10 protein-coding genes are annotated in these 13259 nt (G+C 40.5%); 4 read left to right on the top strand and 6 right to left on the bottom strand.

Annotated elements, in window-relative coordinates:
• Positions 1 to 44: 44 nt before the first annotated feature.
• From A7967_RS08145 to A7967_RS08155, 3 genes are read left to right on the top strand one after another with little or no spacing between them, the layout of a single operon-like run.
• Positions 45 to 1289, top strand: coding sequence for a paraquat-inducible protein A (locus A7967_RS08145; RefSeq protein ID WP_054205063.1), 1245 nt, complete (start codon positions 45 to 47; stop codon positions 1287 to 1289).
• The gene (pqiB, locus tag A7967_RS08150) at positions 1282 to 2937 is read left to right on the top strand and encodes an intermembrane transport protein PqiB (protein ID WP_054204961.1); all 1656 of its coding nucleotides are present in this window, start codon (positions 1282 to 1284) and stop codon (positions 2935 to 2937) included. The genes A7967_RS08145 and pqiB overlap by 8 nt, the downstream gene beginning before the upstream one ends.
• Positions 2937 to 3572, top strand: coding sequence for a PqiC family protein (locus A7967_RS08155; protein ID WP_054204962.1), 636 nt, complete (start codon positions 2937 to 2939; stop codon positions 3570 to 3572). Before pqiB ends, A7967_RS08155 begins: the two co-directional genes overlap by 1 nt.
• 283 nt (positions 3573 to 3855) lie before the next feature.
• On the opposite strand, the gene A7967_RS08160 is transcribed toward A7967_RS08155, so the two are convergent.
• Genes A7967_RS08160 through A7967_RS08175 form a run of 4 tightly spaced genes read right to left on the bottom strand, consistent with a single transcriptional unit; the run spans position 3856 to position 10607 of the window.
• Positions 3856 to 4881, bottom strand: coding sequence for a zinc-binding dehydrogenase (locus tag A7967_RS08160; protein WP_064435618.1), 1026 nt, complete (start codon positions 4879 to 4881; stop codon positions 3856 to 3858).
• Positions 4882 to 4898: 17 nt separating this feature from the next.
• Positions 4899 to 6281 (bottom strand): TolC family protein, encoded by a 1383-nt coding sequence (locus A7967_RS08165; protein ID WP_064435619.1) that lies wholly within the window; start codon positions 6279 to 6281, stop codon positions 4899 to 4901.
• Entirely contained in the window at positions 6271 to 9429 is a 3159-nt protein-coding gene (locus A7967_RS08170) for an efflux RND transporter permease subunit (protein WP_054204965.1), read from the bottom strand. The genes A7967_RS08165 and A7967_RS08170 overlap by 11 nt, the downstream gene beginning before the upstream one ends.
• Positions 9430 to 9437: 8 nt before the next feature.
• Positions 9438 to 10607, bottom strand: coding sequence for an efflux RND transporter periplasmic adaptor subunit (locus tag A7967_RS08175; RefSeq protein WP_064435620.1), 1170 nt, complete (start codon positions 10605 to 10607; stop codon positions 9438 to 9440).
• 118 nt (positions 10608 to 10725) lie between these two features.
• Here A7967_RS08175 and A7967_RS08180 point away from each other — a divergent pair, with 118 nt between their 5' ends.
• Positions 10726 to 11673 (top strand): LysR family transcriptional regulator, encoded by a 948-nt coding sequence (locus tag A7967_RS08180; RefSeq protein WP_054205064.1) that lies wholly within the window; start codon positions 10726 to 10728, stop codon positions 11671 to 11673.
• Between the two features lie 12 nt (positions 11674 to 11685).
• On the opposite strand, the gene A7967_RS08185 is transcribed toward A7967_RS08180, so the two are convergent.
• Both A7967_RS08185 and A7967_RS08190 read right to left on the bottom strand, forming a co-directional pair.
• Positions 11686 to 12726, bottom strand: coding sequence for a GGDEF domain-containing protein (locus A7967_RS08185; protein WP_064435621.1), 1041 nt, complete (start codon positions 12724 to 12726; stop codon positions 11686 to 11688).
• A 123-nt stretch (positions 12727 to 12849) separates the two neighbouring features.
• Positions 12850 to 13254 carry a GNAT family N-acetyltransferase gene (locus tag A7967_RS08190; RefSeq protein ID WP_054204968.1) on the bottom strand — a complete coding sequence of 135 codons (405 nt, stop codon included), beginning with the start codon at positions 13252 to 13254 and terminating at the stop codon, positions 12850 to 12852.
• Positions 13255 to 13259: the final 5 nt, after the last annotated feature.

Raw genomic sequence — 13259 nt, forward strand, 5'->3', positions numbered from 1 at the left:
ATTGATGCAAACTTGTCTTATATTACTTGTCAGTGGATATTAATTTGCAAACAGCTTGCCCTAACTGTGATTTAATTATCGAAGTTCCTCGGATAGCTGCTAAGCAAGTGGCTGTTTGTCCACACTGCCACACTAAGCTTTGCTCTGCAAACCTAAATAACGATGCACGAATAGTAGCCTTAAGTCTGAGCTCGCTTATCATGCTACTCAGTAGTATGTTCTACCCTTTTATCTCATTTAGCAGTAGTGGTATTACCCAAACTATAACCCTTCCCGACGCGGCTCGCATACTTTTTAACTACGACAGTGATTTACTTGGCATTTTTATTGATCTGAGTATTATCGGTTTGCCTATGGCGTTATTGGTAACATTAATCCCATTGCATTTAGGTTTATTGAAAGTACTTCCTTATGGTTTTGCCAAACGATTGCTTAAATATACATTAGCCATTGAACCTTGGGTCATGTCTGAAATATTTTTAATTGGTGTGTTAGTCAGTATGGTTAAAATTATGTCCATGGCTGATATTAGTTTTGGGGTGAGTTTTTGGGCTTATGTGGCATTTGTTATTTTTTATATTGCTACGCTTACGCAACTCAATCACAGGCGACTGTGGGATCAAGTTCAACCAATAAAAGCGATTAAATACGTTCATCATAGTCACCGAGCAATAGATAATAACGTACGTTCATGCCATGTTTGCCATCAACTGAGTGACTCTCAATACTGTACTCGGTGCAACACAAAAACACATATACGTAATCCCCATAGTGTACAAAAAGCTGCTGCATGGCTTATTACTTCCGTTGCGTGTTATATCCCAGCCAATATTTTCCCTATAATGTACACCACCAGCTTGGGAGATGAATCCCCCTCTACCTTAATTGGTGGCGTAATAGTATTGTGGCAAGCGGGCTCTTATCCTATTGCGCTAATCATTTTTTTAGCCAGTGTAGTCGTGCCTTTAGCAAAAGCATTAATCCTTACGCTTTTATGTTTATTAGTTAGTAAACCGGCAAATAGCCAAACAAAAGGCTATACCAAGGTATACTTATTAACTGAGTTTATAGGACGCTGGTCTATGATTGATGTATTTGTTGTGGCAATTTTAGTAGCCTTAGTCCAACTTGGGAATTTAATGTCGGTAACCCCCGGTATAGGCACAATATTTTTTACAGTTATGGTAATTTGCCAAATGTTGGCAGCGCACGCATTTGATCCTCGACTATTATGGGATTCTCCAAGCAATGATAATAAACACAACCAATTAGAGAAAAAACATGAGTGAAATAGCTAACATCAAAAAAGAGCCAACTATTTCAGGTATTTGGATAATTCCTATTATTGCTTTATTGGTTGGCGCATGGATGCTATATCAGTATCAAGCAAGTAAAGGTGCCACTATCTACATCTCGATGCCTCAAGCTGAGGGTATTGTTGCGGGTAAAACAGAAATAAAAGTACGCAGCGTAAAAATTGGCCATATTGATCATGTTCGTCTCTCTAGTGACAAAAACAGTGTTATTGCACGAGCACAAATAGATAAACATTATGATAGCTTACTTACTGATGACGCCACTATATGGGTTGTCAAGCCGCGTATTGATGAAACGGGGATCAGTGGTATGAGTACATTATTATCCGGTGTTTACTTGGAATTCGCCCCAGGAGAAAGTAAAAACATCACCGACCGTTTTGATTTACAAGATGAACCTGCGCTAATAGGTAAAGATGTTAAAGGGGGTCGTTTCACATTACAAAGCTTTAATGCAGAAGTCATGGAGGTCAGCACCGGAATTTTCTTTAAAAACTATAAAATTGGCCAAATTGAAACGGCGACTTTTGATTGGAAAAATCAAGCCATGAAGTATGGTATTTTTATCAATGAACCTTATCAAAATTTGATCACTCTGAATTCTATTTTTTGGGTCAACTCGGGTATTGAAATTGATTTATCAGCTGATGGAATTAACTTCAAAACAGGCTCATTGAGTAAGTTATTAAAAGGGGGAATTTCGGTCGGTTTACCAGAACAACAAGCGCCGGGTGACTTTGCCCAAGACGGCCATGGTTTTTCTTTAAGTAACAGCTATCAAGATGCTCTTGAAGAACGTTTTTATGATTTTGATTATTACTTAATTGAATTTGAACAATCAATACGTGGTCTACGTGCGGGTGCACCTGTTGAATACAGAGGCATGCGTGTTGGCACTGTAGTAGAGGCGCCAGCAAATGTTATTATTGACGGTAAACCCGCTCATTTTAAAACAGATAACACCGCAGTTCCTGCACTTATAAAAATAGAGTACGGCCGTATGTATCACGACAGTGCTTCGGCTAAAGAGTTTTGGAAAAGCAGTGTTGATGGTTGGATTAAAAACGGTCTGCGTGCGTCATTAAAGCCGGGAAATTTACTTACGGGTGCTGTGTATGTTGATTTTGATATTTATCACGATACACCTGAAGCTCAACTCACATCTATTGCTCAATACCAAGTGTTTCCCAGTGTTTCCAGTGGTATTACGGTGCTTGCAGATCAAGTCTCTGATGTACTCAATAAAGTAAACAGTTTAAAAATTGAAGATAGCTTAGCGCAAATGCAGTCTACATTTGCCGATTACCAAGCACTGGCTAATGAAATGCGTGCGTTGTTAAGCAAACAAGATACACAAAATTTACCCGGTGACTTTAACCGCAATTTTGCTGAAATGACTAAAAGCATGCAGCAATTTGATATTACTATGAAACAATTTGAAAAAACCATGGCGAGTTATCAGCAAGGTTCACAATTTCATCATCAGTTACAACAAACACTGTCTGAGTTTAAGCGTTTGAGTGAAGAATTACAGCCATTAACTCGTGGTTTAAACGAACAACCTAACATGTTTATTTTTGACAAATCATTACCCGCAGATCCAACGCCGAGGAAACAATAATGCCATATACTTTCATCGCTAAAGTGCTAATAGCAATAAGTCTGACATTATTAACCGGATGCAGTCAGTCACTTAATTCATCTATTGAATATTATCAATTCGAGCAGGCTATCAAGCCAATTCAACGAAATAGTATTGATACCTCAACACAGTTACGTATTAATACTGTTACTTTACGCGGCGCGTTAAACAATCGTGGAATTGCAATGAAAATAGATAATAACCAAATCAATGCGGCTAATTATCATTTATGGAGTGAAGCACCTGATCAAATGCTTACAGCAAGCAGTCATCAGACTTTGTTTACCGCGCTTGATGATTGGATGGTTGTCAAAGGCTTGCCTGTGATCACTGATAAAGATCAACAAAGCTATTATGAATTAGAATATGAGCTACACCACTTTTATGGTGATAAACAAGGTAATGCAGATATAGCTGGGCTTTGGCGTCTTTACTATACCTCATTTGAGCAAGGTCGTTCTTTACAAGCGGTTCACTATTTTAGTGAGCTAACTCCCTTAGTTGAGAATGATTATGAAGGGCTTGTTGCTAGCCTAGAAAAAACCTGGCATACCATTAATTTACAAGTAGCAGCTCAGTTGCACACCATTAAAAGGTCTTCAAAAATACATTAATAGCGAGTGCATCGGGGCTTATGAACACCTTAGTATAATCACTAAAGTCCAGCTTTTTAAAGACTCGTTTGGAAGCGGTATTGTCTTGTGAAGTAATTGCACTTATTACATCAAACTGTTGACTCGCAGCTTGCAGTAGCGCATTACATCCCTGTATTTATACCCTTTCCCCACATATTCGGATAATAGTGCATAACCGAGATCAGAGCTATTTACCTTTAACTAAAAAAGCCCCGTTGATATTCGGGGCTTCTTCGTTTTTATTTCTCGCGAACAAGGATAGTTAAGTATGGTTAACCTGCACTATTTGCTTACCGGTAAACCCCCCATTAACTTGCATATTGAGTGCATTGGAAATACTTATTGCATCAAATTTAACTGCCGTAATAGCAGGGGTCATGAGTGTGCCTTGCGCCATATTTTCGAGCAATAAATTTCCCATAAAACTCATTCGCTGTTGAGCGCACAAGCTATTAGCCAGCCATGCCCCTCCTAATGAAACAATACCAATATTAGGCGCTCGCCTAAACATCAACTCTTGCTCAAATTTAGGCAGTGGATTTAAACAGGCTATACGACCACAAAATCGCATTAATTCAACATTACGCACTGTTGTTTCACCACCAATTGAATCCAGTACCGCATCAAAACCTTGTGGGCCTAACTCTTTTTTGATTTTTTCACTGAGTTTTTTATCGGTATAATCAAACACAGCATCAGCACCCAGTTTTTTAACAAGTTTATGATTTCGCTTACTTGCCGTTGTAAAAACAGTGGCACCACGTTGCTTGGCAAACTGAATAGCAAATTGACCAACAGCACCTGCGCCGGCTTCAATCAGGATTGAATCGCCCTCTGTCAATTGCAATTTATCAAGCGCAATTAACGCTGACATCCCCGCACAAGGTAACACCGCAGCATCGCTAAATGTGACTTCATCTGGTATTAGTGACACAGCATAATTAGGAACTTTGGCGTATTCAGACAGCACGCCTTGCTCACCAATATTACCATGCCACATTACCCGTGAGCCTATCTCAGGGAATATCCCCTTACGAGCTTTAACAACCACCCCCACAGCATCTAAGCCAAGAGTGTGGGGGTATTGCCATTTGCAAAAGCCCTGTTTAGCAAAGTATGCATCAACGGGATTTAAGCCAACATACTCAACTTTGATCAGCAGTTCATTGTCTACAATTTCTGGCACAGGCAATTCCAACTCAGATAAATCGATCTGCTCGTTGGGCTCAAGTAGCGCAATCGCGCGCATAGTTGCGGGAATTGGCGATAAAAAATCAGTATGTGGCATCAATAACTCTACATTGGCTAATTAACTAACACATAACTCCAACGACCATTAAATACTTGATAGGTATCTACCTTGGCAAGTAATGATGAAATCGTTGAGTCAATTGCATTTTCTTGCGCTATTAAAACATCCTGTCGCGCATCTAACAACTCTAAGTATGGTATTTGCCCTTCTTGATACATAGCCTGCGCTTGTAAAAAGGCACTATTGGCAAAATCAAAGCGTTGTTTTGCATAGACTTGCTGCTGACTTTGCTTTACTAATAATTGCAATGATAGTTCACTTTCACTCATTGCATTTAACACAACGTGTTGATATTGACTGTAAGCGGCTTCACTCAAGTATTGTTGTGCATCACGCTGGGCTAATAAAGCCGGGTAACTTAATAATGACCACTTTATTTGTGGTGCAACTTGCCATTGCTGCTGTGTATCTGACAATCGATTATTATCTAAACTCAATACACCTGCAAACGCACTTAAACTAATATCTGGTAACAACGCTTTACTTGCCGCTACGCTTAATGAGTGAGCTTGGCTAAACTCAAATAACGCTTGGCTAATATCAGGACGAAGCGCGATTGCATCACCTGGTTTTGCTAAACTAACCGTAAATCCACGTTCAAGTACACTACGCTCATCTATCAATGTAATATCACTCGGTAATTGCCCTGATAACATTGCAAGTGTTGCTAAGTCGCGAAACTGTGCATATTTAATATCCGGTAATAATGCTTGCTGGCGCTTTAGCTGCGCTAAAGTACGGTTTAAATCAAGCTCATTAGCAATCCCTTCTTCAACCTGAGCACGCAATACACCTATACTTTGTTTAAGCGCCTCAATTTGTAGTTCAATAATATGCTGTTTTTGCTTATTTCCTTGATAACTTACAAACCCTTTAACCACCGACGCAACAACTTCAATATGTAGCGCACGTACTTGCTCTGCTTGACTCATTGCCCCTGCATTACTGGCATTAACTAATGCAGTCACTTTCCCAAATAAATCCAGTTGCCAATCAAAATTGGCATTGGCAGCTGACTGGCGAGTATTTAGTTCGCCCAAACTACTACGCGTTGCTTCAATACCTACCCCACCTTGGGGCAAGTATTGTGCTTTTTGTCCCCCTAAGCGGGCAAGTGCACTTTTCAGTTTTAATTGGCTGGTTCGTAAATCGTGATTATTAGCACGCGCATTTGCAACCAAGTTATTAAGCTGTGACGAATCTAATTGTTGCCACCAATTTAGTTCATCTTGACCTACTAACTGAGATGCAATTTGTGTTTGCGCAACAAACTCTTGAAGCTGACTCTGATGTTGCTGTTCATCTATTTTACTAGCACAACCGGCTAACAACCCCGCAACCAATACAGCGGTTATACGCAACTTATTACTGTTCATTTACTTGCTCCACTGTCGCGTGTTCTTTGCTTTTTGTGACCAAAATATAAAATACTGGCGTGAATAACAAACCAAATACCGTCACACCAATCATGCCTGAAAATACTGCATTCCCCATCGCATGACGCATTTCTGCACCGGCCCCTGTTGCTAATACCAGCGGGATTACACCAGCAGTAAAGGCAATCGAAGTCATGAGGATTGGTCTTAATCGCATCCGACACGCTTCTAAAATCGCATCAAAATGACTTAATCCATGGTTATTTTTATCGCGCGCAAACTCCACCATCAATATCGCATTTTTAGACGCGAGTGCGACCAAGACGATTAATGCAATTTGCGTGAAAATATTATTATCAGAGCCCACTAGCCATACACCCATTAACGCAGAGAATATTGTCATAGGCACAATTAAGATAATCGCCAGCGGTAAACGTAAGCTTTCATATTGCGCTGCTAATACCATAAACACTAATAACACCACCAATGGGAAGACATACACCATGGTATTACCCGCCAAAATCTGCTGAAAAGTCACTTCTGTCCACTCATACTCTATGCCACTGGGTAAATTATCAGCCAGAATGAGTTCAATAGCCTGTTGTGCTTGATCTGAGCTATAACCCGGTGCTGGACTGCCGTTAAGCTCTGCACTTGGGTAACCATTATAATGCATAACGCGATCAGGACCTGTGGTTGGCGTTACCGTTAATACTGAACCAAGCGGTACCATGTTACCTCGGTTATTTCGTACTTTAAGGTTTAATACCTGTTCTGGATCAAGGCGATAATCTATATCAGCTTGGGCATTAACTTGGTAAGTACGGCCAAACATATTAAAGTCATTAACATACATAGAGCCAAGATATACTTGTAGTGCATTAAATACTTCATCTAATGGGATGCCTTGGATCAGCGCTTGTTCACGGTCGATATCAATATCCATTTGCGGAACCTGAATCCTAAAACTTGAGTACAACCCCATTAAAGCAGGATCTTGTTGTGCCTTTCCAATTACTGTTTGCAAGCTATTAAATAAGGTTTCGAACCCTTTATTACCACGATCTTCAATTTGCAGTTTAAAACCACCTGTAGTGCCTAAACCTTGAATTGGCGGCGGCGGGAAAACAGCAACAAAGGCCTCATCAATAGCACTAAAGCGCTGATTAAGTTGCGCGGCAATAGCCATCGCAGACTGACTTGGATCAGTACGCTCACTAAACGCATCTAATGGAGTAAAGACAATGGCGCTGTTAGGACTATTGGTAAAGCCATTAACTGACAAGCCTGGAAACGCAACTGTGTCAGCAACACCGGGCACTTGCAGCGCTATTTCTTGCATTTGTCTTACTACATCTTGCGTACGATCTAAGCTTGCTGCGTCAGGTAATTGAGCAATTGCTACTAGGTACTGTTTATCCTGTGCAGGAATAAAGCCACCCGGGACAGCATCAAAAAGTTTGAACGTACCGCCGAGTAAAGCAACATAAACAACCATTACCACCATACTCATTCGCATCATTTTTTTAACAAGCTTTTGATACCCTTTAGCACCGCGATCGAACACTCGATTGAACGGGGCAAACAACCAGCGGCCAAATAAACGATTAAGTAAACGTGTCAATGCATCTGGCTTTGCGTCGTGACTTTTTAACAATAACGCTGCTAATGCTGGCGACAGTGTTAGTGAGTTAAATGCAGATATAACCGTAGAAATCGTAATTGTTAGCGCAAACTGTTTATAAAATTGACCTGAAAGCCCAGAAATAAATGCCGTTGGAATAAACACTGCACACAGCACTAACGCAATCGCGATAATTGGCCCTGTCACTTCACTCATTGCTACACGGGTAGCCTCTAAAGGGGATAGACCTTGCTCAATATTTCGCTCAACGTTTTCGACCACAACGATGGCATCATCAACAACAATACCGATTGCTAATACTAAACCAAATAACGATAAGGTATTTATCGAAACACCTAACCATTGCATCACAGCAAACGTACCAATTAAAGATACTGGCACAGCAATTAGAGGTATTATCGAAGCGCGCCATGTTTGTAAAAATAACACCACCACAATAACAACAAGTGCAATTGCCTCTAGTAACGTGGTAATTACAGCATCAATTGATCCACGTACAAATACAGTAGGATCATAAACGATGTCGTACTCAACCCCACTTGGAAAATCGTTTGATAAACGTGCCATCGTTTCACGCACCTGATCTGAAAGCTCTATCGCGTTCGAACCCGGGCGCTGAAATATCGGCATTGCTAAAGCGGGTTGATTATTGAGCTCCGCACGCAACGAGTACGTATTTTGGCCTAAATCAATACGGGCAACATCATTTAAGCGTGTAAGTTGGCCTTGTTCACCGACTTTGATAATCACCTGTTCAAACTCTTCAATGCTGTTTAAACGTCCTTTAACATTAAGTAGCACCTGAAATTGGCTGTCGTTTGAGGTTGGCTGTGCACCTAAACTACCCGCAGCAACTTGTTGATTTTGTGCGCGAAGTGCGCTTACCACATCCATTGCCGTTAATTCGCGTGCTGCAAGTGCATCAGGGTTTAACCATACACGCATAGAGTATTGCCCAGCACCAAAAAGCTGTACATCTCCCACTCCACTTAAACGTGCAATTTGGTCTTTTATATACAAATCCGCATAATTAGATAGGTAAGCGGTGTCGTGGGTTTTTTCAGGTGAATACAAATGTACCACCATGGTTAGATCCGGGGATGACTTTTCAGCCACAACGCCTAAGCGTTGCACTTCTTGCGGTAAACGTGGCAATGCACTGTTAACGCGGTTTTGCACTTGCACTTGAGCACGATCTAAATCAGTACCGAGCGCAAACGTAACAGTTAACGTCATGCGGCCATCACTGGTCGCTTGTGAAAACATATACAGCATGTTTTCAGCGCCATTAATTTCTTGCTCTAATGGCGTGGCAACAGTTTGTGCGATTACCGTTGGATTTGCACCCGGGTAGTTAGCTGTAACAACAACCGTTGGAGGCACAACTTCAGGGTATTCACTCACTGGTAATTGAAATAACGAAATACCACCAGCAATTAAAATAATTAATGACAGCATGGCCGCAAAGATTGGCCGTTGGATAAAAAAGTGTGAAAATTTCATAAATTACCCTACTTCTTAGCCATTAAAATATGCTGCGCTGTTGGCGAGAGCGTAAACGCCACACCTTTGGTATCTAACGTTATCTGATTTGGCGCAATGGGCATACCTGGTCCCACACGTGCAGGCCCATTAACAGCTATCACATCGCCTGTTTTTAAGCCTGATGTGATAGTGCGAAAACGACCGTAGCGCTCACCAACCGTAACAAGCTTATATTCAAGAATATTATTGTCACCAACAGTCAATACAAAACGATTTTTCAAATCGGTACCTATCGCTCTATCTGGCACGATTACCTGCTCTGTGACATCGCTGGCGGCTAATTTAATACGCGCAAATGACCCCGCGCGTAGCGCTTCGTTTTCATCAAAGCGTGCACGTACACGTAATGTACCCGTTGCTGCGTTTATTTGATTATCAATAAAATCAATATACCCAATGTGAGCAAATGCACGTTGACCGACCTTTTGCATTACAACTTGTTGTTTATCATTGGCTGTTACATCATTAAAAGCGCTATTCCATGTACGCTCGTCTACATCAAAGTACGCGTACATCGTTTGATTTGACACGATTGACGTTAAAACCGTTTGCCCAGCCAGTACGTTATTACCTTTGGTAATATTTGCTAAGGAGATAACGCCATCAATCGGTGAGCGTATATCTGTAAATTCTAAATCCAGTTTGGCTGAAACTAGCTGCGCCTTTAATGCTGCTAACTGAGCTTCTCGTTGATGTAACATCGAAGTACGAGATTCAGCTTGCTCGGTAGAAATAGCTTTTCGCTGCGTTAACCTTACCGCTCTTCTCGCTTCGCTTTGCGCTTGAGATAAAGCCGCTTTTGCACTTTGTACTTGTGCTTCAAGGCTGGTAACAACTGCCGCATATGGACGAGCATCTAATTTAAACAGTAAATCGCCTTGTTTAACGTTATCGCCTTCTTTAAACGCAATGTGATCAATAACCCCTGCAACTCGTGGCATAAGAGCAACCTCTTCAGGTGCTTCAAGTCGTGTCGTGAAAGTGTGCCAATTTTGTACTGGTTTGATAATTACTTGTGCAACATCAATTGGCTGTAAGTGCTGTTGTTGACTGGTTTGTTGGCTTGGTTCTTCCGCACATCCGCTCAGAGCAAGTGATGCCCCTAAAATTGCAGTAGCTATTAAGTGTTTGTTCATGACGACGCTCCTTTTAGTATATTTATCCATGGTACGGAACAAACCTGCGGACAAAAACTATAGATTTCAAAACTCATTAATGCCAATATGGCACCAATTAAATTTGAATGAGCAAAATATGGATACTACGAGTCGTTTATTAATGTTGTTAGAAGTGGTTGAGCGTGGCTCTTTTGCTAAAGCAGCTGAAACCCGTAATATTGATCGTTCTGTGATCTCAAAACAAATTAGCCGTCTTGAGGATGACTTAGGTGTTCGTTTATTAAATCGAACCACTCGTTCATTTTCACTTACTGCAGCTGGCGCTGAAATGGTCAAAAAAGCCAGTGAGCTACGCGAACTATTAGGTGAAACCGTACGCCTTGCTGAGAACTATCACCAAGAACCGCGCGGCGTGTTAAAAATCACATCCTCAACCATTATTGGACGGCGTTATTTACAACCCGTGATCAATGATTTTCAAAAACGCTTTCCGCAGGTTGAGGTTGAGTTACGCTTAGATGATAGGCTTGTCGATATTGTCTCTGAAGGGTTTGATTTAGCATTTAGGGTGGGAGAGCCCAAAGATTCATCCTTAATTGCTCGTAAAATTGCCCGTAATCGATTACTACTTTTGGCATCACCAGAGTTTATTAGAACGTATGGATTGCCTGAAAAAATTGAAGATTTAATTGATTTACCCGCAGCCAGCTATTCAAGCACTTCATTGCGCGTTGAGGGCGTGAAGTATGTTGATGAGTTTGGTTTGCCACAAGAGCAAAAAATTAAAAGCGTATTTAGAGCGAATGATGCAGAAGTACTTTTAGATAAAACCCTTTCTGGAACAACTTATGTTCTTGCACCCGCGTTTATTATCGGCAATGAAATTAAGGAAGGACGATTAGTGCCTATGCTTACACATTTAAAACTTGCTGAATACAGTGCAATGTATGCCGTTTATCCACATCGCGATTTACCAGTTCGTACTCGGCTATTTTTTGATGCAATACGTGAGCATTTAGGAAAAGACTTGCCTCTGTGGGAACAAAATATTCCAGAGTTTGAGTTAATGTATCAAGGAAATTAAATAGTCGCGTCATTATGAGGCTTGATTTAGTTGCTTTCCCTGTGGTGGGTCATTAAAAACAACTTGGTTACGTCCGTTATTTTTAGCTTGATAGAGCCTATCATCTGCTGCTTTTATTGTTTGCTTTAAGGTTTCATTGCCACTGTAAGCGATAACGCCAATACTTGCTGTAATTGACACTGATTGCTCTGCAATAATAAGCTTATTATTCTCTATAGTATGTCTAATATTTTCTGCAATGTTTGCCGCCTCAGACGCCGATGAGTGAGCAACAAAGATGGCAAACTCTTCACCACCAATACGAAAAACAGCACCTTCTTTAGTTAACTGAGATTTGATAATTTTAGTTACTTCAATCAGCACACTGTCACCAATTGCATGGCCAAACTCGTCGTTTACTTTCTTAAAAAAATCTAAATCCATTACCATCGTATAAAGATTTTCTTTATCACTAAGTTCAATCTCAAAATATTGATTCATTGCTAAGCGGTTCCCAGCGCCTGTAAGTGGATCTAACATTGCTAAATCTTCCAAACGCTTAGAAAAACTAGCTCGGCTTGTTTCAAATACATGCGCAATAACCCAAATAGTAACATAGCTAAATGCGAGATTTAAACCTAGATTCGATGGGGAATATGGAGCCACACTTTCTTTTGTTATTAATGCGATGGCTTGCAACAGAGCCAGTGACATTGACAAACCAAAGCCCCACAACTTTCCCAATAATAAGTAATACAGAACGGGTAAAACGAGGGTCCAAACAAAAAGTGCGTTATATACACTTGATAAGTAACTACCCAGCACAACTAATAACGACACAAAAGTGCAAATACTGACAGGCTGCCAAAGTTTAAATACATGTTTAGTTATATAAAAATAAATACCAAAACAATACACAGAAAAAACAACTTCCAAAGCGCCTAATATTAAAAAGTCATTTATTAATAGATTAAATACCGCAAATATCCCTGACAGAACACCTAGACACAGGCACATCCACTTAAGAACTCTACTACGTAAAGCAAGCGTGCTATTAAGGGCCGCAATATCCATTTATAAACTTAATTTAAGAAGAGACTGGCTATTATTTTAAACATAAATGGTTATATCTCAAGTGTAGAAGGCCAATCACTGCATTTAACCTCTACTAATAACGCTCAGACGAACTAAAAGTTACTAAAGTGCAACTTCCATTTTATAGTAGGCTACCTCCCCTTTGAAAAAGCGCTCACTGCACACATGCATATCAAACCGTTTATAAAACTCTAAAGCAGACTCTCTGGCATCACACCAAAAGTAATCAACAGTGCCACCTTTTAAAAACGTAATGATAAATGTAAGCAATTGTGATCCTATCCCCTGATTTTGATATTGCGGATCAGTGGCAAACTTGCGTAAACGTGCTTTATTTAATGTTAAATATACGGATGCTACACACACTAATAAATCATCAACGAATACCCCAAAATGTAAACCATCGTCATCCTCTGGTATATGACAATACTCTAAAGGTTTATTTGGCCATAAAACACGGTGGCGAAGAGGGATTGTTTGCTGCCATGAAATTCTACGTATTTTCATCTGGC

The organism is Pseudoalteromonas neustonica (assembly GCF_001653135.1).
GTDB classification, from domain to species: Bacteria; Pseudomonadota; Gammaproteobacteria; order Enterobacterales; family Alteromonadaceae; genus Pseudoalteromonas; species Pseudoalteromonas neustonica.

Excerpts from the sequence above, each read along its gene's own strand:
- pqiB (WP_054204961.1), top strand. The coding sequence starts at position 1,282 with ATGAGTGAAATAGCTAACATCAAAAAAGAGCCAACTATTTCAGGTATT.
- A7967_RS08155 (WP_054204962.1), top strand. The coding sequence starts at position 2,937 with ATGCCATATACTTTCATCGCTAAAGTGCTAATAGCAATAAGTCTGACA.
- A7967_RS08160 (WP_064435618.1), bottom strand. The coding sequence starts at position 4,881 with ATGCCACATACTGATTTTTTATCGCCAATTCCCGCAACTATGCGCGCG.
- A7967_RS08165 (WP_064435619.1), bottom strand. The coding sequence starts at position 6,281 with ATGAACAGTAATAAGTTGCGTATAACCGCTGTATTGGTTGCGGGGTTG.
- A7967_RS08170 (WP_054204965.1), bottom strand. The coding sequence starts at position 9,429 with ATGAAATTTTCACACTTTTTTATCCAACGGCCAATCTTTGCGGCCATG.
- A7967_RS08175 (WP_064435620.1), bottom strand. The coding sequence starts at position 10,607 with ATGAACAAACACTTAATAGCTACTGCAATTTTAGGGGCATCACTTGCT.
- A7967_RS08180 (WP_054205064.1), top strand. The coding sequence starts at position 10,726 with ATGGATACTACGAGTCGTTTATTAATGTTGTTAGAAGTGGTTGAGCGT.
- A7967_RS08185 (WP_064435621.1), bottom strand. The coding sequence starts at position 12,726 with ATGGATATTGCGGCCCTTAATAGCACGCTTGCTTTACGTAGTAGAGTT.
- A7967_RS08190 (WP_054204968.1), bottom strand. The coding sequence starts at position 13,254 with ATGAAAATACGTAGAATTTCATGGCAGCAAACAATCCCTCTTCGCCAC.